The organism is Aeromonas bestiarum, assembly GCF_000819745.1.
Lineage (GTDB): Bacteria > Pseudomonadota > Gammaproteobacteria > Enterobacterales > Aeromonadaceae > Aeromonas > Aeromonas bestiarum.
The window spans coordinates 584346-608163 of the sequence record NZ_CDDA01000015.1 but is presented as its reverse complement, the minus strand read 5'-3'; the positions used below and the strand labels follow the sequence as shown (position 1 = coordinate 608163).

Sequence of the window (23818 nt, the reverse complement as noted above, 5' to 3'; positions counted from 1 at the left end):
CGAGCGGGGCATGGGGCGTGCTGGCGGGAACCGGCTCGCCAGGGTGAAAACCGCCTGTCATGGCTTAACGTCCTTTGGGATCGAGTTCGACGGGCGCCTTGGTCGGGAGCTGGACTGTCTCTTGCAGACGCCATTCGTGATTGAAGGCATCGACCCGGATATGCCATTTCCCGTTCAATGGTTTGTCGAGCAGCAGACGATAGACGCCGCTGGCGTCGGCCGTCACCATGTGTTCGCTGTCCATGCCGGCCAGAGTCGGGTGGAACAGGGAGAGGTAGAGGGCCTGACCGGGGGGGATATCTCCCGACAGAGGCTTGAGGGTCAGCTCCTTGCCATTCACTTCCAGCGCTATGCGAATGTTGAGGGCTTCGGAGCGATCGAACTTGCTCAAGTCCTGATTGATCTCTTTGCCTTGTTTGTAATAGTCCTCGGCCACCAGATTGACGCCATCCTTGCTGGCGATGATGGCCGTGCCGATGCTGGCGATCACGGCGGCGGCCGGGAGGGCGATGATGAACCAGGGCCAAAATTGGCGATACCAGGGTTGGGACATAATGAGTGCTACCGAAACGAATGATTAACAGAATGGAGGCTTTTCAGCCAACACAAGATAACAAAAAGCCTCGAAGAGTCGAGGCTTTTTGCTGAGTAATCACGTGCTTATCACATGTTACTGCTTATTTTACTTGTTGTTGTGGGACAAACTATAAACGTAGGAGGCGAGCAGGTGGACCTTGTCTTCACCCAGAATATCCTTCCAGGCCGGCATGACGCCGTGACGACCATGGGTGATGGTCTGCTCGACAACCTGACGGGAACCGCCATACAGCCAGGTGTTGTTGGTCAGGTCCGGTGCCCCGAAGGCGATACCGCCCTTGGCATCCGGGCCATGACAGGCGGCGCAGATGGTGAAGCGCGCTTCGCCCTTCTTGGCTTCGACCAGATCGACCTTGCGACCGGACAGGCTCAGCACGTAGGAGGCGACTTCTTTCACCCCATCCTGACCCAGGATCTCGCCCCAGGCCGCCATCACACCCTGACGACCGCCCATGATGGTGGTCTTGATCTGATCAGGCTGACCGCCCCATTGCCATTCGCTGTCGGTCAGGTTCGGGAAACCGCGACCGCCGCGGGCATCGGAACCGTGACACTGGGAGCAGTTCTGCAGGAACAGACGCTGACCCACCTTGCGTGCTTCCGGATCGGCGGCGATCTCTTCGATGGCGCGATAGGTCTTGCCATCGGCCTGATAGGCCAGCTCGCGGAACTTGGCGCCGTAGATCTCGTCAGCCTTGACCAGTTCGCGGTCGTACTCCACCGCCCGGCCTTCGGCCTTGGCGGAGGCCACCGCAGCCTTGGACTCGGCCAGCGAGCGGACGTCCTGGTTGGAGCTCTGCCAGCCCAGCAGACCCTTCCAGTTGCCCAGGCCCGGGAAGGCCAGCAGATAGACCAGACCGGTGACGATGAAGAAGAGGAACATGTAGGTCCACCACTTCGGCAGCGGGTTGTTGATCTCTTCGATACCGTCGAAGGCGTGTCCCATGGACTTGCCCTCTTCCACGCCCATCTTGTCGCGCAGGCACCACACCAGCAGCAAGAAGCAGCCGAGTATGGTTCCCAGGCTGATGACGGTCACAAAAATGCTAAACAAAGTGCTCATTATTGTTTCGCTCCTGCGTTCTTGTTATCAGCACCGGGTTGCTCGTCGTCGGCAAAAACCAGGTTGGCAGCCTCGTCGAAAGAGGCCTTGCGGCGCTTGCTGTATGCCCAGACGATGATGCCGATCATGATGGCCATCAACAGCAGGGTATAAAGGCCGCGAAATGTGCCGTAATCCATATCCTGACTCCTTTATTTCAGGGCATGACCCAGTGATTGCAGATAGGCTACCAGCGCATCCAGTTCGGTTTTGCCCTTGACGGCTTCACCTGCACCCTGGATGTCAGCGTCGCTGTAAGGCACGCCGAAGTGATCCCGGAACAGCGCCAGTTTCTTGCCGGTCAGTTCACCGGTCAGGACATTGGTGTCGAGCCAGGGGAAGGCCGGCATGTTGGACTCGGGCACCACATCGCGCGGATTGATAAGGTGAGCGCGGTGCCAGTCGTCTGAATAGCGACCGCCCACACGGGCCAGATCCGGACCCGTACGTTTGGAGCCCCACAGGAAGGGGTGCTCCCACACGCTTTCACCGGCGACCGAGTAGTGGCCATAGCGCTCGGTTTCGGCGCGGAACGGACGGATCATCTGGCTGTGACAAACGGTGCAGCCTTCGCGGATGAAGATGTCGCGGCCTTCCATCTGCAGGGCGGTGTAGGGCTTGAGGCCCTCTACCGGCTCGGTGGTCTGCTTCTGGAAGAACAGCGGGGTGATTTCGACCAGGCCCCCCAGGCTGATGGCAAATATGATGCCGACCACCAGCATGGGTACGCTCTTTTCAAAGATCTCGTGACGGTTATTGTTGCTCATGCTTTGACCTCTTCAATCATGCTGGCTGTGCGACAGGTTCCAGGGAACCCTTGGGCGCAGTGATGGTGCGATAGGCGTTGTAGGCCATCAGCAACATGCCGGTGACGAAGAAGCAGCCACCCAGGAAGCGCACGAAGTAGAAGGGATAAGAGGCCTGCAGCGCTTCCACGAAGCTGTAGGTCAGGGTGCCGTCGTCGTTGACCGCACGCCACATCAGACCCTGCATCACGCCGGAAATCCACATGGCGACTATGTAGAGCACAGTGCCCACGGTAGCCAGCCAGAAGTGCACGTTGATCAGGCGGATGCTGTACATGCGGCCCTGGTCGAACAGGTTCGGGATCAGGTGATAGACGGCGCCGATGGATACCATGGCAACCCAGCCCAGTGCGCCTGAGTGGACGTGACCTATGGTCCAGTCGGTGTAGTGGGAGAGGGCGTTGACCGTCTTGATCGCCATCATGGGGCCTTCGAAGGTGGACATGCCGTAGAACGACAGGGACACGATCAGGAAGCGCAAGATGGGGTCATAACGCAATTTGTGCCAGGCGCCGGAGAGGGTCATGATGCCGTTGATCATGCCACCCCAGGAGGGGACGAACAGGATCAGGGACATCACCATGCCCAGCGACTGGGCCCAGTCAGGCAGCGCGGTATAATGCAGGTGGTGCGGACCGGCCCAGATGTAGAGGGAGATCAGCGCCCAGAAGTGGACGATGGAGAGGCGGTAGGAGTAAACCGGACGACCCGCCTGCTTGGGCACGAAGTAGTACATCATGCCGAGGAAGCCGGCGGTCAGCAGGAAGCCTACCGCGTTGTGGCCATACCACCACTGCACCATGGCATCCATGGCACCGGAATACATGGAGTAGGACTTCATGCCGGAGAGCGGCACTTCCATGTTGTTGACGATGTGCAGCACGGCCACCGTGATGATGAAGGCGCCAAAGAACCAGTTCGCCACATAGATGTGGGAGGTGGTGCGTTTGACCAGGGTGCCGAAGAAGACCACGGCATAGGCGACCCAGACGATGGTGATGGCGATATCAATCGGCCATTCCAGCTCTGCGTACTCCTTGGAGGTGGTGTATCCCAGCGGCAGCGAAATGGCGGCAGACAGGATGATCGCCTGCCAGCCCCAGAACACGAAGGAGGCAAGCTTGCCACCAAACAGTCGGGTTTGACAGGTGCGTTGCACCACATAGAAGGAGGTCGCCATCAGGGCGCTACAGCCAAATGCGAAGATGACCGCATTGGTGTGCAGAGGGCGAAGGCGACTGTAAGTCAGCCAGGGAGTATCAAAGTTGAGGGCAGGCCAGATCAACTGGGCTGCGATCAGTACGCCAACCGACATGCCGACAATTCCCCAGACAATCGTCATGACTGTGAACTGGCGAACAACGGTGTAGTTGTACTCAGGATGGTTAGTTGTATGGCTCATCGTTGTATTCCGCTTCCGATGCTGCTGTTGTTTGATTTTTTGTCCAGTGACATGGACCGACATCATTGGCTACTGCCTTACCCCTTGTTAACAACTGTTAATAAAAGGAAAAGCAAAAAGTAGCTAAATGAAAATTCAATGGGAATGATACTGAACTGACAGGTAAAATAACAGTATAAACAGTGATATATTTGGCTCCGTTGGGTCTCGCCTGCTCAATTATTTACCTTGCGCGAGATCACGAAAATGTCATTTTCAAGGCATCTTACAAGGTTGTTTTTTCATGAAAGAGAGACTCACTTCACGCAAAATTGTCCACTTGGCGATCGTCCTGGCCATTTTGCTCGGATTGGTTGCCTATCGAACCTGGTTTGACGGGGGCCAGGCGGCGGTGGCGGGCGCAGAAAAAGATCAGATTTGTGATCTGTCCCGCACCTCCTGCAGCCTGCTGCTGGGGGAGAAGCCGATAACCGTCAGCGTCGCCTCCTTGCCGGTGCGGGCCGAACATGACTTGGTGATACTGCTTCAGGGGGGGGATCCCGCCTTCAAACCGGTGAAAGCCTGGCTGGAAGGACGGGACATGTTCATGGGCACCATACCGGTCAGCTTCGAGCCGGCAGAGCGCGGCTGGCAGGGTTCGACCCTGGTGGGTTCCTGCACCTCGGCTGTGATGGTCTGGCTGCTCAATATCGAGTGGAGCAATGGCCAGCGCCAGCAGTTGGCGCTCTCCGTCAACCGTTGAATCCCTGCCTTTATGAATAAAAGGATGAGGGGTAAGGTGAAAATAGATTTGAAATTTTCAGGCAGGGCGTTACCTTGCACAGATTATCAGGGAGTGAAGTTCATTTAATCATGATTGAAAAACAAGCATTTTATCGCGGTCTCAACCAGCAGGCACAGGCCTTGCTGGAAGGGGAACCGGATCTCATCGCCAACCTGGCCAACCTCTCCGCCTTGTTGGCGTTGGAGCTTGCCGACATCAACTGGGTGGGTTTCTACCTGTTGCAGGGGGATACCCTGGTGCTCGGCCCGTTCCAGGGCAAGCCGGCCTGCGTGCGCATTCCGGTCGGCCGCGGGGTCTGTGGCACGGCAGTGGCACAGGGCAAGACCCAGCTCATTGACGATGTCCACCAATTCGAAGGTCATATCGCCTGCGATGGCGCCAGCAATTCGGAAATCGTGATCCCGGTGCGCCGTGATGGCGAGATCATTGGCGTACTGGATATCGATAGTCCAATCTTTAACCGTTTTGACGCAGAAGACCGGATTGGGCTGGAAGAAACGGTGCAAATTTTGGAAAGCATGCTCTAAGTCATTGCTTGATGGTTCGCAAAAGGCCCCAAGCTCTCTATAATGGGGCCTTTGTTGTGCTCGGGCGTGCCCGCGCGTTTATATGAAAGCCAAGGTTATACATGGAAAACACTGAGAAGCTGAAGAACAGTAAAGAGATCGTTGCCTACCTGGTCGAGAAATTCCCGGCCTGCTTCATCGCTGAAGGAGAGGCCAAGCCGCTCAAGATTGGCATCTTCCAGGATTTGGCCGAGCGTCTTGCTGACGACGCCAGAGTCTCCAAGACCATGCTGCGCTCTGCACTGCGTCAATACACCTCCAGCTGGCGTTACCTGCATGGCCTCAAAGCCGGCCAGGCCCGTGTCGATCTGGACGGTAACCCGGGCGAGCTGCTCACCGAAGAGCACATCGAGCACGCCAAGCAAGCCCTGAAAGAGAGCAAAGAGCGCGTCTTTGCCAGCCGTCGTACCAATACTAAAGAAGAGAAGGCCAAGCAGCCCCGTCGTCCTGCCCCGCGCAAGGCTGACGCTGCCGCCAAATCTGACAAGCCCAAAGCCGCACCCAAGGCACCCGTTGCCGATGCGCCCTTGGTGAAGGTCGATGCTGCCAATCTGAAAGTGGATCAAGGCGTTCGGGTCGTGCTGGGCAAGTCTCCTGTACCGGCGACCATCAAGGAAGTGACCAAGGATGACGTTCAGGTCCAATTGCAGACCGGCATGATGCTGCGGGTCAAATTTGAGCATCTGGTTCTCTAAGGAGACAAATGTTGAAGCATGGCGTAATTCGTTTTTCCCTCGTTGCCTGTAGCCTGGCGCTTGCCGGGCTTGCACAGGCCATCGAGCCGGTGCTCAAGGAAAGTGATTTGCCTGTGTTGGCTCAAGAGAGCCAACATGCTACGGCTAGCAAGCGAATTGCCAATCTGTTTACCCGCTCGCATTACAAGCAGTTCAAGCTGGACGATGCCTTTTCCTCCGTGATTTACGACAAGTATCTGGAGAATCTGGACTACAGCAGAAACCTGTTTTTGGCCTCTGATATCAGCCGCTTTGAAAAGTACCGTAACGGCTTTGACACCGACCTCGAAAGAGGACGGCTGGCACCTGCCTACGAGATGTTCAATCTGAGTCAGCAGCGGCGTTATGAGCGGTTCGAATACGCCCTCAAACTGCTCGATACTCCTTTCGATTTTACCCAGCCCGACAATTACATCTTTGATCGGGAAGGGGCGGCTTGGCCCAAAGACGAAGCAGAACTCAACGAGTTGTGGCGTCAGCGGGTCAAGTTCGATGCCCTGAGCCTCAAGCTCAGCGGCAAGGAGTGGCCCGAGATCAAGGAGCTGCTTGGCAAGCGTTACAACAACGCCATCAAGCGGATGTCCCAGACCGAGAGCGAGGACGTGTTCCAGCTCTTCATGAACTCCTTCGCCCGCGCCATCGAACCGCACACCAGTTATCTCTCCCCGCGCAGCGCCGATCGCTTCAATACCGAGATGAACCTCTCGCTGGAAGGCATAGGTGCCGTGCTGCAGGCGGAAGATGACTTTACCGTTATTCGTTCCCTGGTGCCGGGTGGCCCGGCCGCCAAGTCCAATCACCTCAAGCCTGATGACAAGATCACCGGGGTCGGGCAGGACGACGGCAAGATTGTCGATGTGATCGGCTGGCGTCTCGATGACGTGGTCGAACTCATCAAGGGGCCAAAAGGCAGCAAGGTGAAGCTGGAGATCCAGCGCGGCAAGGGCGCCACCGCCAAGACCGAGCAGATCGAGCTGACCCGCGACAAGGTGCGCCTGGAAGACAGGGCCGCCAAGTCCAAGGTGATCAACGCCGAAGGCAAGAAGATTGGGGTGCTCGAGATCCCGAGTTTCTACGTCAATCTGCACGACGACGTGATCAAGGAGCTCTCCAGCCTCAACAAGCAGAAGATCGAAGGCCTGATCGTCGATCTGCGCGGTAACGGCGGCGGTGCACTGACCGAAGCCTCTGCCCTGAGCGGCCTCTTCTTCGCCAGCGGTCCCGTGGTGCAAATTCGTGATCACATGGGCCGTATCACGGTCAATGGCGATGACGATGGCAACGTCTACTACGGCGGCCCCATGTCGGTGATGATCGACCGCTACAGCGCCTCGGCCTCCGAGATCTTTGCCGCCGCCATGCAGGACTATGGTCGCGCCCTGATCCTGGGTGAGAACTCGTTCGGCAAGGGCACTGTGCAACAGCATCGTAGCCTCGCCAAGGTCTATGACTTCTACGAGCAGCCGCTGGGTCACGTGCAGTACACCATCGCCAAGTTCTACCGGATCAACGGTGGCAGCACCCAGAACAAGGGGGTTGCACCCGACATCGGCTTCCCCACTGCGGTCGCCCCGGAAGAGACGGGTGAGAGCCGTGAGTTCAACGCGCTGCCCTGGGACAAGATAGCCTCGGCCAAGTACGACAAGCTCGGCAATTTCGCCAGCCTGTTGCCCAAGCTGCAATCGGCCCACGAGGCACGGATCAACAAGGATCCGGAGTTTGCCTATGTGATGCAGGACATCGCCGACTACAAGGAGGAGAAGGACAAGAAGTCGGTCTCCCTCAACGAGGCGGAGCGTCTGGCTGATCAGGCCAAGCAGGACGAGAAGGCGCTGGCGCGCACCAACGAGCGTCTGGCTCGCCTTGGCAAGCCGGCGGTGAAGAGCCTGGACGAGTTGCCGGCCGATTTTGAAGCCCCCGACGAGTATCTGGTCGAGGCTGCCAACATCACGGCGGATCTGGCCAGACTCAGCAAACAGGGCTGACATTGGTTGACGAACAACATGCATACAAGGGCGACTCAGGTCGCCCTTTCTTTTGGCTGAATGCAAACTATTTGACCCTGCCAACCGGTTGTGACAGCCTCTGACACGTCAATTACAAGCGTGGAAGCAAACAATAATGACCGATCACTCCCAGGCCATGACGGCCAAATATCGCCAGGATTATCAGGCTCCGCTCTACTGGATCGACAGCATCGATCTCGATTTTCAACTGCAGGAGCCGCTGACCCAGGTTACCGCCATCTCCCGTCTGCGCCGCAATGGCGAGCACAATGAACCCTTGGTGCTGGATGGAGAAGGGCTCTCCCTGCACAGCGTCAGCGTGGATGGCGTGCCCTTTGCCCAGTACGAGCTGGGGGAGAGCAGCCTGACCCTGTTCAACCTGCCGGCCGAGTGCGTGCTGACCGTTGTCACCCTGCTGGATCCTGCCGCCAACACGGCGCTGGAGGGGCTCTACAAGTCCGGCGATGCCTATTGCACCCAGTGTGAAGCCGAGGGTTTTCGCCGCATCACCTATTACCTGGACAGGCCCGACATTCTGGCCCGCTACAGCACCCGCATCACAGCCGATAAATCCCAGTTCCCTTTCCTGCTCTCCAACGGCAACAAGGTCGACAGTGGCGAGCTGGATGGCGGTCGCCACTTCGTGCAGTGGCAGGATCCCTTCCCCAAACCCAGCTACCTGTTTGCGCTGGTGGCCGGGGACTTCGACGTGGAGCGCAGCCACTACACCACCAGGAGCGGCCGCAAGGTAGCGCTCGAGATCTTCGTCGACAAGGGCAACCTGGACCGCGCCGGTTTCGCCATGGAGAGCCTCGTCAACTCCATGCGCTGGGACGAGCAGCGCTTTGGCCTCGAGTACGACCTCGACATCTATATGATCGTGGCGGTGGACTTCTTCAACATGGGCGCCATGGAGAACAAGGGGCTCAACATCTTCAACTCCAAGTTCGTGCTGGCCAACCCGGCTACCGCCACCGATGGCGACTACCACGGCATCGAGCGGGTCATCGCCCACGAATACTTCCACAACTGGACCGGCAACCGCGTCACCTGCCGCGACTGGTTCCAGCTCAGCCTCAAAGAGGGGCTGACCGTGTTCCGGGATCAGGAGTTCTCCTCCGATCTGGGTTCGCGCGGGGTCAACCGCATCAACAACGTGCGCACCGTGCGTGGCCCGCAGTTTGCCGAAGACGCCGGCCCCATGGCACACCCCATCCGTCCGGATGTGGTGATAGAGATGAACAACTTCTATACCCTGACCGTTTACGAGAAGGGCTCGGAAGTGATCCGCATGCTGCACACCCTGCTGGGGGAAGCCAACTTCCAAGCCGGGATGAAGCTCTACTTCGAGCGCTTTGACGGGCAGGCGGTCACCTGTGACGATTTCGTGCAGGCGATGGAGGATGCTTCCGGCGTGGATCTCGATCGTTTCCGCCGTTGGTACAGCCAGTCCGGTACCCCTGAACTCACTGTGACCGATGAGTACGATGCTGAAAGCGGCGTCTATCGCCTCCATGTGAGCCAGCACACGCCGCCGACCCAGGATCAGCCGCAAAAACTGCCGCTGCATATTCCGCTCGACATCGAACTCTATGATGAGCAGGGGGCCGTCATCCCGTTGCAGTATCAGGGCAAGGCCATCGGCAACGTGCTCGACGTGCTGGAAGCACAGCAGACCTTCGTCTTCGATCGGGTGCCGGTCAAGCCGGTTCCCTCCCTGCTGCGGGACTTCTCCGCGCCGGTCAAGCTGCACTATGACTACAGCGAGGAGGCGCTGGCCTTCCTGATGCGCTTTGCCCGCAACGAGTTCGCCCGTTGGGATGCCGCCCAGATGCTGATCAACAAGGCGGTGATCGACGGGGTGGCACGGGTCCAGCACGGGCAGGGAGTCGAGCTTTCCCAGACCCTGCTGGCGGCCTTTGTCGCCATTCTGGACGATGCAGCACTCGATCCTGCCCTCAAGGCGGAGATCCTGGCGCTGCCGGGGGAAGCTACCCTGGCCGAGCTGTTCGAGGTGGCCGATATCGATGCCATCCATCAGGTGCGGGATATCATTCATGCCTCGCTGGCGCAGGCGTTCGGTGCCCGGCTGACGGCCACTTACGAGAGCCTGCGCTTGCAAGGTTATCAGGTGGTTCATGCCGACATGGCCAAGCGGGCCCTCAAAGGGGTGGTGCTGGGTTATCTGGCGGCACTGAATGCCGAGCATGCCGATGCCCTGGTGCGGGAACAGTATCAGGGAGCCGACAATATGACCGACACCCTGGCGGCGCTGCAGGTGGCCAACGGCTATTTGCTGCCATGCCGGGCCGCCCTGCTGGCGGACTTCGAAGGCAAGTGGGCCAGGGATGGACTGGTGCTGGACAACTGGCTGCGGCTGGTCGGCGCCAAGCCGGCGAGCGATGTGCTGGTCGAGGTGCGCCAGGCGATGGCCCATCCCACCTTCAGCATTCGCAACCCGAACCGGCTGCGCGCACTGGTGGCCAGTTTTGCCATGAACAACCAGGTGCAGTTCCACGCCGTCGATGGCAGTGGTTACCGCTTCCTGACCGATCTGCTGATCGAGCTCAACGAGGTCAATCCTCAGGTGGCTTCTCGCCTCATCACGCCGCTGATCCAGTTCAAGCGACTGGATGAGGCGCGCAAGGCGCTGATCCGCGCAGAGCTGCTCCGGCTGTTCAACCTGGACGGGCTGGCGCGGGATCTGTTCGAGAAGATAAGCAAGGCGTTGCAGCAGTAATTAAGAGTGGTGCAGGGCAGGGGGGCCGGCTCTCCTGCCCTGTTTTATCGAGCGCGAGGTCAAGGCACCGGCGTTATCTTTGTGGGGACGTCCACAAGCTGCCTTTTATCAGGAGTCACAGTGAAGCAGTTTACTTTCCGGCTGTCGCTCAACAGCGACGAGATCATGCTGATGTATCAGGGCCATGCCAGACGGCTGGTAGTGCGTACCGAGCAGGGCCTGACCATAGAGCTGGCCTTGGAAAAAATCCGGCCATTCGTCGCTATCAATGGTGTATACGGCTATTTCCGGCTGAAAACCCAGGACGATTATCGCTTTATCAGCCTGGAACGCATAAATTAACAAAATCTGAACAGGATCCCGAGTAATTATCTGCTTTCAGTCACTATCTATCCGGTAAATCCGCAATCATCCAGTGGGATTTTCTGTTTTTTGCCAAATTGGCAAAATTTTTCACAGCTCAAGCCGTGATCTGCCCCTTGTTTTTAACATCTCGTTAGCACCTTTGCTCGCCTTCCTTGATCCAAGACATTACACTTCGCAGCAACTCTGTACCGGTGGGCATCCAGGGTGGATGTCTTTCCGTCGGTGGTTAATGTCGTCCGATAAGGAATATAGCAATGGCATTGAAAGACGCCCCTACCTCAGTTCTGCTCGAAAACGTTCTCAGCCTGATCCATCAGAAGTTGCCCAAGAAGAGTGCCTCCCTGGTCGAGTGCTTCGTTGCCAAGTTCTACGGCAACATGGCCAGCACAGATCTGCATGATCGCAATGACAGCGATCTCTACGGCGCAGCGCTCAGCCTGTGGAATGCGCTCAACCAGCGTACCAGCACGGAGCCCTACATCCGGGTCTACAATCCCGAGCTGACCCGCCACGGCTGGCAGTCTCCCCACACCATAGTCGAGATCATACTGCAGGATTCTCCTTTCCTGGTGGACTCCATCCGCATGACGCTCAAGCGTCTCAACATCACGGCCCACATGATGCTGCACCAGCCGCTGCACCTCATTCGCGGCAACGAAGGCAAGATCAGCGCCATTCTGGATCTCGACAACACGGCCGGGCAGACCTCGGTTGAAACCGCCTTCCTCATCGAGATCGATCACCTGACCGGTGACGATCAGATGGAGGCGCTGGCCGCCGAGCTCCACTCGGTCGCCGGTGAAGTGGCGCTGGCGGTGGGTGACTGGCTGCCCATGCTGGGTCGTCTGAACGAGATCATCGACGAGCTGCCCAAGCGCAAGAACCCGGTCAGCAAGGAGGAGGTCGCCTCCTGTGTCGCCTTCCTCAAGTGGGTGGCCGCCCACAACTTCACCCTGATGGGCTATCGCCGCTACGACGTCAAGGCGGTGGAGGGGGATCACGAGATCCTGCCGCTGCCGGACTCCAGCCTGGGGTTGATGAAGAACTCCATCAAGGATGAGGGGCAGCGCCTTGGCAACATGCCGGCCAGTGCCCGTCATGCGGCCCTGAGCTCCGACCTGCTGATCCTCACCAAGTCCAACAGCAAGTCCCGGGTCCACCGCCCGGCTTATGTGGATTACATCGGCATCAAGCGTTTCGACGAGCACGGCAAGGTAGTGGGAGAGGATCGCTTCATCGGTCTCTACGCCTCTTCCATCTACAACACCAGTGCGACCCAGATCCCGCTCATCAGCCACCGCCTCGAGCGCATCATGGCCTCGTCCGGTCATGAGAAGGGCTCCCACGCCTACAAGGCCCTGCTCAACGTGCTGGAAACCTATCCCCGCGACGAGCTTATCCAGGCTCGCGAAGAGGAGTTGCTGGCCACGGGTCTCGGCGTGCTGGAGATGCAGGAGCGCGACATGCTGCGGCTGTTCGTGCGCCGCGACGTCTACGGTCGTTTCTTCTCCTGCATGGTCTATGTCACCAAGGAACGCTACAACACGGCGCTGCGGGTCAAGACCCAGCAGATACTGCAGAAATATTTCGGCAGCAGCGAAGAGGTGGAGTTCAACGTCTACTTCTCCGAAGGCGTGCTGGCGCGGACCCATTACATAGTGCGGGTCAACAATAACAACGTGGATGTGGACGTGAACGAAGTACAGAACAACCTGATTGAAGCGGCCCGCAGCTGGGACGACCGGCTCGACTCAGTGCTGCTGACGCACTATGGCGAGGCCCGTGGCAATGCCCTGCGCCGTCGTTTCAGCACAGCCTTCCCCCGTGCCTACAAGGAAGATGTGCTGCCGGGCTCCGCCGTGGCCGACATCATGGAGCTGGACAATCTGAGCGAAACCCATCCCCTTGGCATGCTGTTCTACCGTGCCCAGGAGGAGGAGAACGATCGCCGGGTCCGCCTCAAGCTGTTCCACCGTACCGAACCCATTCACCTCTCAGATGTGTTGCCCATGCTGGAAAACATGGGGCTGCGGGTGATAGGCGAGACCCCGTATCAGGTCCGTACCCCCTCGGGGGATGTGTTCTGGATCCTCGACTTCTCCATGCTGCTGCGTGGCGATCAGCCGTTTGATCTGGAACAGAGCCAGCAGCGCTTCCAGCAGGCGTTTGCGGCCGTCTGGAACCGGGAGCTGGAGGATGACGGCTTCAACCGTCTGGTGCTGGGTGCCAGCCTCACCGGCCGTCAGGTCTCTGTGCTGCGTGCCTACGCCAAGTACATGCGCCAGACCGGCGTCTCCTTCAGCCAGTCTTACATAGAGGAGACGCTCACCCGTTATCCCGATATCGCCCAGCTGCTGTTCACCCTGTTCGAGCAGCGCCTCGACCCGGCTGGCAAACAGGATGCCAAGGTACAGGCCAGGCTGCACGAGCAACTGGCCGCCAAGCTGGATCAGGTAGCGAACCTGGATGACGATCGCATCATCCGCCGTTATGTTGAGATGATCGACGCCACCCTGCGCACCAACTACTACCAGCTGGACAAGGAGGGTCAGGTCAAGCCTTACGTCTCCTTCAAACTGGCGCCCTCCAGCATCACCGACATGCCGCTGCCGCTGCCGAAATTCGAGATCTTCGTCTACTCGCCGCGAGTGGAAGGGGTGCATCTGCGCTGGGGCAAGGTGGCCCGTGGCGGTCTGCGCTGGTCCGATCGCAAGGAAGATTTCCGCACCGAGGTGCTGGGTCTGGTCAAGGCGCAGCAGGTGAAGAACACAGTGATAGTGCCGGTGGGGGCCAAGGGCGGCTTCTACTGCAAACAGATGCCGGTGGGGGCGGCCCGCGCCGTCATCCAGGAGGAGGGCAAGGCCTGCTATCGCCTCTTCATCCGCGGTCTGCTCGATGTGACCGACAACATCATCCAGGGAGAGGTGATCCCGCCCAAATCCGTGGTACGCCACGACGAGGATGACTACTACCTGGTGGTGGCGGCCGACAAGGGCACGGCGACCTTCTCCGACATCGCCAACGAGATAAGCCAGGAATATGGCCATTGGCTCGGCGATGCGTTCGCCTCCGGTGGCTCGGTCGGTTATGACCACAAGAAGATGGGCATCACGGCGCGCGGCGCCTGGGAGTCGGTCAAACGGCATTTTCGCGAGATCGGTATCAACTGCCAGACCACCGACTTCACCTGCGTGGGCATAGGTGACATGGCGGGCGACGTGTTCGGCAACGGCATGCTGCTCTCCGAGCACACCCAGCTGGTGGGCGCCTTCAACCACATGCACATCTTCATTGACCCGACGCCCCATGCGGCCAAGAGTTTCGTCGAGCGCAAGCGGCTGTTCGAGTTGCCGGGTTCCAGCTGGGATGACTACAACCGCGACCTCATCTCGGCAGGGGGCGGCATCTTCCTGCGCTCGGCCAAGTCCATCAAGCTGAGCCCGCAGATCCAGACCCTGCTCGGTACCGACAAGGCCAGCATGGCGCCGAACGAACTGATCAAGGCGCTGCTCTGCCTGAATGTGGACCTGCTGTGGAACGGCGGTATCGGCACCTATGTGAAGAGCTCCCGCGAGAGCGATGCCGAAGTGGGGGATCGCAGCAACGACGTGCTGCGGGTCAATGGTCGTGACCTGCGTGCCCATATCGTCGGTGAGGGTGGCAACCTGGGCTTTACCCAGCTCGGCCGGGTGGAGTACGCCAGCCAGGGCGGTCGCATCAACACCGACTTCACCGACAACGTGGGCGGGGTGGATTGCTCCGACAACGAGGTCAACATCAAAATCCTGTTGAACCAGCTGGTGGCCGCCGGCGATTTGACCCTCAAGCAGCGCAACCAGATGCTGTACGAGATGACGGATGACGTGGCGCAGATCGTCATCACCAACGCCTACCGTCAGTCCCAGTCCATCTCGGTCACCAGTTTCCGGGGTACCGAGCAGCTCAAGGAGCAGCAACGCTTCATTCAGGGGCTGGAGCGCGAAGGCAAGCTGGATCGGGGGCTGGAGTTCCTGCCCTCCGATGAGGAGCTGTCCGAGCGGATGGCGGCAGGGCAGGGCTTGACCCGTCCCGAACTGGCGGTGCTGGTGGCTTACGGCAAGATGGTGCTCAAGGAGCAACTCAACTGCCCGGAGATCACCGAAGAGCCCTTCCTGGCCAACATGCTGGTCACCAGCTTCCCGGCCAAGCTGCAGCAGCAGTTCGGTGCCCAGCTTGCCCAGCATCCGCTGCGTGGCGAGATCATTGCGACCCGGGTGGCCAACATGCTGGTCAACGACATGGGGCTCAACTTCGCCAGCCGGATGAAGGACGAGACAGGTGCCTCCGTGGCCGAAGTGGCCTGCTGCTTTGCCATGGCCCGCGAGGTGTTTGGCTTAGGGACCCTGTGGCGCGACATCGAAGGGTGCGACAACCTGGTGGGTGCAGAGACCCAGCTCGAGCTGATGTTCTACAGCCGTCGCATAGTGCGCCGTGCCACCCGCTGGTTCCTGCGTGCCCGCAATCGCAGCTGGAGCATAGCTGAGAACATCGCCTTCTTCCGCCCGGCGTTCGAGACCCTGGGGACCCACCTCTACGAGGTGATGGACGAGAGCGAGGTGGCCGAGCACCAGCAGGCAGTGGCCGCGCTGGTGGCCAAGCAGGTGCCGGATGCCATCGCCCGTCAGGTGGCCCACATGAGCAGCCTCTTCTCCAGCCTGGATCTGGCGCAGATTGCCGCGGAGCACAAGACCGACATAGTGCGCGCCGCCAATGTCTACTATCGCCTCGGCGCCAAGCTGGATCTGCACTGGTTCCTCGATCAGATCAACCATCAACCGGTGGGCAACCACTGGCAGGCGATGGCACGGGCCTCCTTCCGTGAAGATCTGGACTGGCAGCAGCGCAGCCTCACATCTGTGGTACTGGAAGGGTGCAAAGAGCAGGGAGAATGCGCTACCATACTGGCCGACTGGATTTCGGAGCATGAGCAACTCTTGTCCCGTTGGACCCATATGTTGGCCGACTTCAAGACCACGAGCACCCACGAGTTCGCCAAGTTCTCGGTGGCCTTGCGAGAGTTGAACCTGCTCCAGTTGAATTGCCGAACCTCGGCATAACCCCTAAAGCCCCGGCCAGTTGCCGGGGCTTTTTTAAGGAGCAAAAATGTTGTACCCCCTCGCCAGGCATTTCTTGTTCAAGCTCAATCCTGAACAGGCACACGATCTCTCCATCAAATATTTGCCCCGCCTTCTCGGTACGCCACTTGATTGTTTCTTCCGCCATTCACTGCCCAAACGCCCCGTCACTGTCATGGGGCTTTATTTTGCCAATCCGGTCGGACTGGCTGCGGGTCTGGATAAGGACGGGGAGTGCATCGATGCCTTCGGGGCCATGGGGTTTGGCTTTATTGAAGTAGGTACAGTGACTCCCAAGCCCCAGAGCGGCAATGACAAGCCTCGTCTGTTCCGGGTTATTCCGGCAGAGGGGATCATCAACCGGATGGGATTCAACAACAAGGGTGTCGACCATCTGGTTGCCCAGGTCAAGAAAGCCAAATACCAGGGCATCATCGGCATCAATATCGGCAAGAACAAGGACACCCCGATAGAGCAGGGCAAGGATGATTATCTGATCTGCATGGACAAGGTTTATGATCATGCCGGTTATATTGCCGTCAATATTTCTTCCCCCAATACCCCGGGTCTGCGTCAGCTGCAATACGGTGACGCACTCGATGAGTTGCTGGCCGCGCTCAAGGTTCGTCAGCAGGAGCTGGCTGCCCAATATAAGAAGTACGTGCCGCTCGCAGTTAAAATTGCACCGGACTTGAGTCTGGATGAAATTAATCAGGTAGCTGCGTCCTTGATCAAAAACGGGATCGATGGCGTGATTGCCACCAATACCACCCTGGAGCGTGACATGATCTATGACATGCCCCATGCAGGTGAAGCGGGTGGCCTCAGTGGGCGTCCCTTGCAGCACAAGAGCACAGAGGTGATCCGCCAGCTGGCCAAGGCACTGGACGGCGCCCTGCCCATCATAGGGGTAGGGGGCATAGACAGCGCCATGGCGGCGCGGGAGAAGCTGGCAGCGGGTGCCAGTCTGGTCCAGATTTACAGCGGCTTTATTTATAAAGGCCCGAGTCTGGTCAAAGAGATTGTGACCCATATTTAAGAAATAAATGGGTGCCCTTTATTTAAAGTTGCTGAAATTCTCGACATGGAATAAAGTCGAGTAACGACTTCCAGTAAGGGCACCCCCATGTGTATCCAACCCAATGACAATTGGCAGTGGCATTATGATGCTCATGATGATCGTCTGATGCTGGATTTATCCGATCGCATGATATTCGCGACCGAATATAAAGGGCGACAGCTTGTCCCCTGTTCCTTCACCACCCAGCCTTTTTGCGTGGACGATGCCGCCCTCTATTATCAATTGATGGACAAGGCTGCCGAACTCGACTGGAGCACTCCCCATCAGGTTCAGTTGGTACTCAATGCCATTGCCGTCAGTCGCTTTTATAAACCCCTGATGCCGCAAAGCTGGTTCTTTGGTGAAGTTCATCCCTTCATTATTCCTGAGACCGGCGCCCTGGTGTGCATGAATACCCCTCATGGCAAGGGGGAGTTCATGGTGATCGAGGCGGGTGAACAGGCCAGCGTCTGTCTGAATCTGACGGATGATCTTATTTTGACCGCCAGCAAGATCCTGCCCCGTTTCGGGGTGATCAAGGTAATGAACAATCGCATGAGCGCCAGGGTGTCGACCCAGACACAATACCGTCAGGTAGGGTGATGGTTGACGCCTGTCTTCTGTCGGTGGGTGCAAAATAACCTGATGTCATTCTGGTTCAGGGTATTTTTCTTCATTATGAATTCAACATGAAACTTCCTGTCTGGTCACGTTTCTATTTTTGCTCGTTTACCTCCATTAACCTGGTAATTGTGACATGTGTCGCTTGAGGCTTGTTTGCAAACGCCGTAGTCTCGAAATTGTGATGTGTAATACGTGTGTATCTGGTTGATACGTGTAAGCAACATGATCAGGGAAACGACTCATGACAATAAACAAGTATCTACTGACCAGTAGTCTATTATTTCTGCCTTTGACCGTTTCTGCGACAGAAGATTTGTCGGTCCTCATCTACGGAGCATCAATCCACAGTGGTTGCCAAGCGGCCAAGGGACCGCACGGAAAAACCTGTGACTTCAACAATATCAATCCGGGGCTCGGGGTGGATTGGGTTTTTCTGGGAAATAACGATACCGGCAAGCTCTCATTGCGTGGCGGGGGCTATGAGGACTCTTACGAAAAATTTGCGGCCTATGCAGGCTTCATGTATCGCAAGGAGTGGTATCTCACCGAAAACTTCTTTGCCGGTCTGGGACTGCAGGCCGGCTATCTTGATGGTTCAGGTATCAATGGCTTTGCGGTACTGCCCGTTGTCAGCCTGGGCTATAAAAATCTGGCTTTGGAAATCGGGTATGCCCCCAAGATGGATAATGTGCCCGGCAGAAAACACGTAGCCGTGACATCATTCGGCCTGCGTTGGGCCATTTGATGCCCTTGTTCTGGATGTAACAGACCCGCGAGATGCGGGTTTTTATATTTTGCTTATGACCAAGTGAGCCTGAACAGAGCAGGAACGATCAATATCTGGTGACATCCCCAAAGACGAGCGAGTTTTTTGATTCAGATATCGACGGTTGCCAGAGGCATTATGGGAATACTCATATGCCACCAACAAAAATGCCCTCGCATCAAGAGGATGAGAGGGCGGCAAACACACACTACAGGAGGAATAAGCTGTTGTTCCAGCCACCCGGCTATTTTAAGACGTATGGTTGAGCCTGAAACCTGATAGATATGACAGTCTGACAGTTGATGGAATAGCGGGGCGCGGCAAGTAAAAAATAGCCCTCCTGTTTTCGGACGATAACGGGAGGGCAAAAACACGGGGTAACGAAAGGACATGCTCTGTCGGAAGGATAATAACTCAGTGAGCTTTGTTTGACGCCTGTCAGATATGGCAATCATGATGTGTTGAGATCCGCTGCGCCACGGATGTGGAATATGTTCAGCCTGCTGACAAGGGAGATATAACCCGGTTCAGATTGTCGCTATTTTACGGTGATACCCTGTCACCCCATCAGGTGAGTTGGCGCCAGGCATCATCGAATGCCTGGCTCGCCCATCCTGGTATCAAGGGGAATGGCAGAATGGGCGGGGAGGTGAGCCGGCCAACACGTAGAGAAACACCCTGTTTCTGGCGTCATCACCAAGCTTTTGCTGCTCAGGATCGGCTCTTAAGGTATAATGCGGCACTATTTTTATGGCATCCCCGTGAGCGTGATGAAAGAATTTTTTGCAACCTGCCCCAAGGGGCTGGAAAACCTGTTGGCCGACGAGCTGACCACCCTGGGCGCAGAGCAGGTCCGTGAGACAGTCGCAGGTGTCCATTTCAAAGGCGAACTGGTCATTGGTTACAAGGCCTGCCTGTGGAGCCGTTTTGCCTCCCGCATCGTGCTGGTGCTGTCCGAATTCCAGATGAACGACGATCTGGATCTCTATCTCGGCGCCCACACCATCCCCTGGGAAGAGCATTTCTCCGGTACTTCCACCATAGCGGTAGACTTTACCGGTACCAACCCCGCCATTCGCAATACCCAGTACGGCGCGCTGAAGATCAAGGATGCCATCGTCGATCGCTTCACCAAGCGCGGTCACGTGCGCCCGGATGTGGACAAGAAATCGCCGGATATTCGCATCATGGCGCACCTGGGCAAAGGCAAGGCCAATATCACGCTGGACTTGTCAGGCCCGGCGCTGCACCAGCGTTTCTATCGTCAGGGCACAGGCGAGGCGCCGCTCAAGGAGAATCTGGCCTGCGCCATGATTGCCCGTAGCGGCTGGGCCTGTGAGCCCATGATGGACCCCATGTGTGGCTCCGGTACCTTGCTGATTGAAGCGGCCTTCATCGCCGCCGACATGGCGCCGGCCCTGCGCCGCGAACGCTTCGGCTTCGATCGCTGGCTGCAGCACGATGGCGAGCTGTGGCAGAGCCTGATGATGGAAGCCCAGGTGCGGGCCAAGCGCGGCATGCAGCGCTGCGAGGTGAAGCTGTTTGGTTGTGATGCCGACCCCCGCGTGCTGCTGAAGGCCCGCGACAACGCCAAGGCGGCAGGTGTGGCCCACCTCATCACCTTCAAGCAGGCCGATGTCACCGCGCTGGAAAACCCGCTGCCGATGCCGGCCCCTGTTGAAGGGGAAGAAGGTCAAGGGGAGGCCCGCCAAGTTGGCATGCTTATCTCCAACCCGCCCTATGGCGAGCGTCTTGGCGAGTTCCCGGCGCTCTTGGAAGTGCATCAGGCCCTCGGTGATGCCCTGCGTCGCAGTTTCCAGGGCTGGCGCGTCTCCATTCTCTCTGCCTCGCCCGAGCTCTTGAGCTGCCTGCGCCTGCGTGCCGACAAGCAATATCGCCTGTTCAACGGCGCCCTTGAGTGTCAGCTGCGCAACTACCAGATAGCGCTGGACTCGGTGGCTTCCCAGAAAGAGGTCGCGCAGGACTTTGCCAACCGTCTGCGCAAGAATCTGAAGACCCTCGAAAAATGGGCCGCTAAGGAAGGTATCGACTGCTACCGCCTGTATGATGCGGACCTGCCGGAATACAACGCCGCCATCGACCGCTATCAGGATTATCTGGTAGTGCAGGAGTACGCAGCGCCCAAGGACATCCCCGCCCAGAAGACCCGTCAGCGTCTGCTCGACATGGTTCAAGCCGCCATCAAGGTGACCGGCATGGACGGCGAAAAGGTGATCCTGAAAGTGCGTGAGCGTCAGGAAGGCAAACAGCAGTATCAGAAGCTCTCCGAAGAGCAGCACCGGATGGAGGTGCAGGAGTACGGTGCCCGTCTGTGGGTCAACCTCTACGACTATCTGGATACTGGCCTGTTCCTCGACCATCGTCAGACTCGTCGCATGTTGGGTCAGATGGCCAGGGGCAAGCGCTTCCTGAACCTGTTTGCCTATACCGGCAGTGCTACCGTGCACGCAGGTCTTGGCGGGGCCAGCGAGACCACCACCATCGACATGTCCCACACCTACCTGAACTGGGCGCAGGACAACATGCGACTCAACTCGCTGGTGGGCCGTCAGCACAAGTTTGTGCAGGCCGACTGCCTGAAGTGGTTGTCTGAAGCCGATGATCAGTACGATCTTATCTTCATCGATCCGCCGACTTTCTCCAACTCCAAGCGGATGGACGAGAGCTTCGACGTACAGCGCGATCACCTGCTGCTGATGCAGCACCTGAAGCGTCTGCTGGCGGCGGATGGCACCCTGGTGTTTTCCAACAACAAGCGCCACTTCAAGATGGATCTGGCCGGGCTCGAGGCCGCGGGTCTCAAGGCTCGCAACATCACCCAGCAGACCCGACCGAAGGACTTCGAGCGTAACCAGCATATCCACAACTGCTGGATCATCACCCACGCCGAGGCGCCAGCGCAGGCGTGATGCTGACCCTGTTTCACACCGACGGCTGCCACCTGTGCGAACAGGCATGGGGGCTGGTGAAGGAGGCCGGACTGGCTGGCCAGACCCGCCAGAGCGACATCATGGACGATGCGCAGTGGCTTGCCGCCTACCGGGTACGCATTCCTGTGCTGCGGGATGAGGCTGGCCGCGAGCTGGGCTGGCCCTTCACGCTGGTTGAGTTGAAGGCCTGGGTTGAACGTCAGGATGAATGCTGATTTGACGATGAAACGGGAGCAGACCCAGTCTGTCGCCCGTTTTTTCATATGAAATAAGGAACGAAAATGGCTCTTTTAACATTGCACGGCGCTTGCTTGTCGTTCAGTGATTTCCCGCTGCTCGACAATGCCGAGCTCAGCATAGAGCGCGGTGAGCGTCTCTGTCTGGTCGGGCGCAACGGGGCGGGCAAGTCCACCCTGATGAAGGTCATCGCCGGCGAACTGCCGCTTGATGACGGTCGCATGGTGCAACAGCAGGATCTGAAGGTGACTCGCCTCGAGCAGGATCCGCCCGCCTCCAGCGATCTGACTGTGTTCGACTACACGGCCGAAGGGCTGGCCGGCGTCGGCGAGCTGCTCAAGCAGTATCACCATATCTCCATGGAGCTGGCCCACGATCCGAGCGATGCCAACATTCGCATCATGAGCGAGCTGCAAGAACAGCTCGATTATCAGAATGGCTGGCAGTTCGAGACCCGTATCAGCCAGGTGCTGACCCTGCTGAACCTCGATCCCGACGCGACCCTGGATAGCCTCTCCGGTGGCTGGCTGCGCAAAGTCGCCCTGGCCCGGGCGCTGGCCTGTGACCCGGATCTGTTGCTGCTGGATGAGCCAACCAACCATCTGGACATCGAAGCCATCAACTGGCTGGAAGAGTTCCTGAAAGATTTCCGTGGCGCCATCGTCTTCATCTCTCACGATCGGGAGTTCATCCACAAGCTGGCGACCCGGATCATCGATCTGGATCGCGGCGAGATCACCTCCTGGCCTGGCAACTACGATCAATACCTGCTGGGCAAAGAGGAGTGGCTGCGGGTCGAGGAGCTGAAAAACGCCGAGTTCGATCGCAAGCTGGCTCAGGAGGAGGTGTGGGTCCGCCAAGGGATCAAGGCGCGCCGCACCCGCAACGAAGGGCGCGTTCGTGCCCTCGAGGCGATGCGGATGGAGCGTTCCCAGCGTCGCGAGCTGCAGGGCAAGGCCAAGCTGCAGATGGACGATGTGAATCGTTCCGGCAAGCTGGTATTCGAGACCGAAGGGCTGGGGCTGGATTTTGGCGATCGGACCCTGTTCCAGGGGCTGGATCTGCAGGTGCTGCGCGGCGACAAGATTGCTCTGGTGGGGCCCAACGGTTGCGGCAAATCGACCCTTATCAAGCTGTTGCTCGGTCAGCTCGAGCCCAGCCGTGGTCTGGTCAAGGGCGGCACCAAGCTGGAAGTGGCCTATTTTGACCAGTATCGTGATCAGCTCGATCCCGAGCAGACCGTGATGGACAACGTGGGGGAGGGCAAGCAGGAAGTGATGGTGCGCGGTCGCTCCCGTCACATTCTGGGTTACCTGCAGGACTTCCTGTTTGAACCCAAGCGGGCACGAACCCCGGTGAAAGCCTTGTCAGGAGGCGAAAAAAACCGTTTACTGTTGGCCAAATTGTTCTTGAAGCCCAGTAATTTACTGATCCTCGATGAACCAACCAACGACCTGGATGTCGAAACGCTGGAACTGCTGGAAGAGCTGCTGGCAGACTATCCTGGCACCCTGTTGCTGGTGAGCCACGATCGTCGGTTTATCGACAATACGGTGACCGGTTGCTGGCTGTTTGAAGGGGATGGCCGCATCAGTGATTACGTGGGGGGGTATGCCGACATGATGGCGACCCGTGCCTTGCAAAGCACGCAACAGGCGGCGAAAGTGGCGCAGGCCAAAACGCCAGAGCCTGTCGCTGTGGTGAGCCAGGCGGTCACAAAAACCAAAAAACTCTCTTACAAGTTGCAACTGGAGCTGGATAATCTGCCAGCCCGACTGGAACAGCTGGAGACTGAGCTTGATGCCCTGCAGGCCGAGGTAAACCATCCCGGTTTCTTCGCCCTGCCGAGCGATCAAACCCAGCTCAAACTGGATGCCCTGAATGCAGCAGAAGCTGCATTGGAACAAGCCTTCTCCCGTTGGGAGGAGTTGGAAGCGTTGAAACATCAGGACTAAGGAAGTAG

18 protein-coding genes are annotated in these 23818 nt (G+C 58.1%); 13 read left to right on the top strand and 5 right to left on the bottom strand.

Annotated features, from left to right (window positions below; all coding sequences use genetic code 11):
* Positions 1 to 64 precede the first annotated feature (64 nt).
* The 5 genes from BN1118_RS09825 to ccoN all read right to left on the bottom strand — a co-directional run bounded on the left by BN1118_RS09825 (position 65) and on the right by ccoN (position 3907).
* Positions 65 to 553 carry a FixH family protein gene (locus tag BN1118_RS09825; RefSeq protein WP_043135359.1) on the bottom strand — a complete coding sequence of 163 codons (489 nt, stop codon included), beginning with the start codon at positions 551 to 553 and terminating at the stop codon, positions 65 to 67.
* 129 nt (positions 554 to 682) lie between these two features.
* A complete protein-coding gene (gene ccoP / locus BN1118_RS09820; RefSeq protein ID WP_043135358.1) occupies positions 683 to 1660 on the bottom strand; it encodes a cytochrome-c oxidase, cbb3-type subunit III in 978 nt (325 codons plus the stop codon).
* Positions 1660 to 1839: a CcoQ/FixQ family Cbb3-type cytochrome c oxidase assembly chaperone gene (locus tag BN1118_RS09815; RefSeq protein WP_005315611.1), complete on the bottom strand. Its 180-nt coding sequence runs from the start codon at positions 1837 to 1839 to the stop codon at positions 1660 to 1662. The genes ccoP and BN1118_RS09815 overlap by 1 nt, the downstream gene beginning before the upstream one ends.
* 12 nt (positions 1840 to 1851) lie before the next feature.
* Complete coding sequence (ccoO, locus tag BN1118_RS09810; RefSeq protein WP_042866433.1) at positions 1852 to 2466, bottom strand: cytochrome-c oxidase, cbb3-type subunit II; 615 nt, start codon at positions 2464 to 2466, stop codon at positions 1852 to 1854.
* Positions 2467 to 2482: 16 nt separating this feature from the next.
* The gene (gene ccoN, locus BN1118_RS09805) at positions 2483 to 3907 is read right to left on the bottom strand and encodes a cytochrome-c oxidase, cbb3-type subunit I (protein ID WP_043135357.1); all 1425 of its coding nucleotides are present in this window, start codon (positions 3905 to 3907) and stop codon (positions 2483 to 2485) included.
* Positions 3908 to 4190: 283 nt separating this feature from the next.
* On the opposite strand from ccoN, the gene BN1118_RS09800 reads away from it, so the two are divergent.
* The 13 genes from BN1118_RS09800 (at position 4191) to uup (ending at position 23810) form a co-directional block, all read left to right on the top strand.
* Positions 4191 to 4649, top strand: a complete 459-nt coding sequence (locus BN1118_RS09800; RefSeq protein WP_043555782.1) for a hypothetical protein — start codon at positions 4191 to 4193, stop codon at positions 4647 to 4649.
* A gap of 110 nt (positions 4650 to 4759) precedes the next feature.
* Positions 4760 to 5218 carry a GAF domain-containing protein gene (locus tag BN1118_RS09795; protein ID WP_043555781.1) on the top strand — a complete coding sequence of 153 codons (459 nt, stop codon included), beginning with the start codon at positions 4760 to 4762 and terminating at the stop codon, positions 5216 to 5218.
* Positions 5219 to 5319: 101 nt separating this feature from the next.
* The gene (gene proQ / locus BN1118_RS09790; protein ID WP_043135353.1) at positions 5320 to 5952 is read left to right on the top strand and encodes an RNA chaperone ProQ; all 633 of its coding nucleotides are present in this window, start codon (positions 5320 to 5322) and stop codon (positions 5950 to 5952) included.
* A gap of 8 nt (positions 5953 to 5960) precedes the next feature.
* Positions 5961 to 7976 (top strand): carboxy terminal-processing peptidase, encoded by a 2016-nt coding sequence (gene prc / locus BN1118_RS09785; RefSeq protein ID WP_042866428.1) that lies wholly within the window; start codon positions 5961 to 5963, stop codon positions 7974 to 7976.
* A 136-nt stretch (positions 7977 to 8112) separates the two neighbouring features.
* Positions 8113 to 10737, top strand: coding sequence for an aminopeptidase N (gene pepN / locus BN1118_RS09780; protein ID WP_043555779.1), 2625 nt, complete (start codon positions 8113 to 8115; stop codon positions 10735 to 10737).
* A gap of 120 nt (positions 10738 to 10857) precedes the next feature.
* Positions 10858 to 11079: a DUF2835 family protein gene (locus BN1118_RS09775; protein ID WP_043555777.1), complete on the top strand. Its 222-nt coding sequence runs from the start codon at positions 10858 to 10860 to the stop codon at positions 11077 to 11079.
* Between the two features lie 278 nt (positions 11080 to 11357).
* Complete coding sequence (locus BN1118_RS09770; protein ID WP_043555776.1) at positions 11358 to 16199, top strand: NAD-glutamate dehydrogenase; 4842 nt, start codon at positions 11358 to 11360, stop codon at positions 16197 to 16199.
* Between the two features lie 46 nt (positions 16200 to 16245).
* Positions 16246 to 17256, top strand: a complete 1011-nt coding sequence (gene pyrD / locus BN1118_RS09765) for a quinone-dependent dihydroorotate dehydrogenase (protein ID WP_043555774.1) — start codon at positions 16246 to 16248, stop codon at positions 17254 to 17256.
* 87 nt (positions 17257 to 17343) lie between these two features.
* The gene (locus tag BN1118_RS09760; protein WP_043555773.1) at positions 17344 to 17880 is read left to right on the top strand and encodes a cell division protein ZapC; all 537 of its coding nucleotides are present in this window, start codon (positions 17344 to 17346) and stop codon (positions 17878 to 17880) included.
* A gap of 262 nt (positions 17881 to 18142) precedes the next feature.
* Positions 18143 to 18646 (top strand): hypothetical protein, encoded by a 504-nt coding sequence (locus BN1118_RS09755; protein WP_043555772.1) that lies wholly within the window; start codon positions 18143 to 18145, stop codon positions 18644 to 18646.
* Between the two features lie 755 nt (positions 18647 to 19401).
* On the top strand, positions 19402 to 21597 hold the full coding sequence (gene rlmKL / locus BN1118_RS09750; RefSeq protein ID WP_043555770.1) for a bifunctional 23S rRNA (guanine(2069)-N(7))-methyltransferase RlmK/23S rRNA (guanine(2445)-N(2))-methyltransferase RlmL: 2196 nt from the start codon (positions 19402 to 19404) through the stop codon (positions 21595 to 21597).
* Entirely contained in the window at positions 21597 to 21833 is a 237-nt protein-coding gene (locus tag BN1118_RS09745; RefSeq protein WP_043555769.1) for a glutaredoxin family protein, read from the top strand. The genes rlmKL and BN1118_RS09745 overlap by 1 nt, the downstream gene beginning before the upstream one ends.
* Before the next feature lie 66 nt (positions 21834 to 21899).
* The gene (uup, locus tag BN1118_RS09740; RefSeq protein ID WP_043555768.1) at positions 21900 to 23810 is read left to right on the top strand and encodes an ATP-binding cassette ATPase Uup; all 1911 of its coding nucleotides are present in this window, start codon (positions 21900 to 21902) and stop codon (positions 23808 to 23810) included.
* The last annotated feature ends 8 nt before the right edge of the window (positions 23811 to 23818 follow it).

Coding starts and splice junctions, on each gene's coding strand:
- BN1118_RS09825 (WP_043135359.1), bottom strand. CDS start 553: ATGTCCCAACCCTGGTATCGCCAATTTTGGCCCTGGTTCATCATCGCC.
- ccoP (WP_043135358.1), bottom strand. CDS start 1,660: ATGAGCACTTTGTTTAGCATTTTTGTGACCGTCATCAGCCTGGGAACC.
- BN1118_RS09815 (WP_005315611.1), bottom strand. CDS start 1,839: ATGGATTACGGCACATTTCGCGGCCTTTATACCCTGCTGTTGATGGCC.
- ccoO (WP_042866433.1), bottom strand. CDS start 2,466: ATGAGCAACAATAACCGTCACGAGATCTTTGAAAAGAGCGTACCCATG.
- ccoN (WP_043135357.1), bottom strand. CDS start 3,907: ATGAGCCATACAACTAACCATCCTGAGTACAACTACACCGTTGTTCGC.
- BN1118_RS09800 (WP_043555782.1), top strand. CDS start 4,191: ATGAAAGAGAGACTCACTTCACGCAAAATTGTCCACTTGGCGATCGTC.
- BN1118_RS09795 (WP_043555781.1), top strand. CDS start 4,760: ATGATTGAAAAACAAGCATTTTATCGCGGTCTCAACCAGCAGGCACAG.
- proQ (WP_043135353.1), top strand. CDS start 5,320: ATGGAAAACACTGAGAAGCTGAAGAACAGTAAAGAGATCGTTGCCTAC.
- prc (WP_042866428.1), top strand. CDS start 5,961: ATGTTGAAGCATGGCGTAATTCGTTTTTCCCTCGTTGCCTGTAGCCTG.
- pepN (WP_043555779.1), top strand. CDS start 8,113: ATGACCGATCACTCCCAGGCCATGACGGCCAAATATCGCCAGGATTAT.
- BN1118_RS09770 (WP_043555776.1), top strand. CDS start 11,358: ATGGCATTGAAAGACGCCCCTACCTCAGTTCTGCTCGAAAACGTTCTC.
- pyrD (WP_043555774.1), top strand. CDS start 16,246: ATGTTGTACCCCCTCGCCAGGCATTTCTTGTTCAAGCTCAATCCTGAA.
- BN1118_RS09760 (WP_043555773.1), top strand. CDS start 17,344: ATGTGTATCCAACCCAATGACAATTGGCAGTGGCATTATGATGCTCAT.
- BN1118_RS09755 (WP_043555772.1), top strand. CDS start 18,143: ATGACAATAAACAAGTATCTACTGACCAGTAGTCTATTATTTCTGCCT.
- rlmKL (WP_043555770.1), top strand. CDS start 19,402: ATGCGGCACTATTTTTATGGCATCCCCGTGAGCGTGATGAAAGAATTT.
- BN1118_RS09745 (WP_043555769.1), top strand. CDS start 21,597: ATGCTGACCCTGTTTCACACCGACGGCTGCCACCTGTGCGAACAGGCA.
- uup (WP_043555768.1), top strand. CDS start 21,900: ATGGCTCTTTTAACATTGCACGGCGCTTGCTTGTCGTTCAGTGATTTC.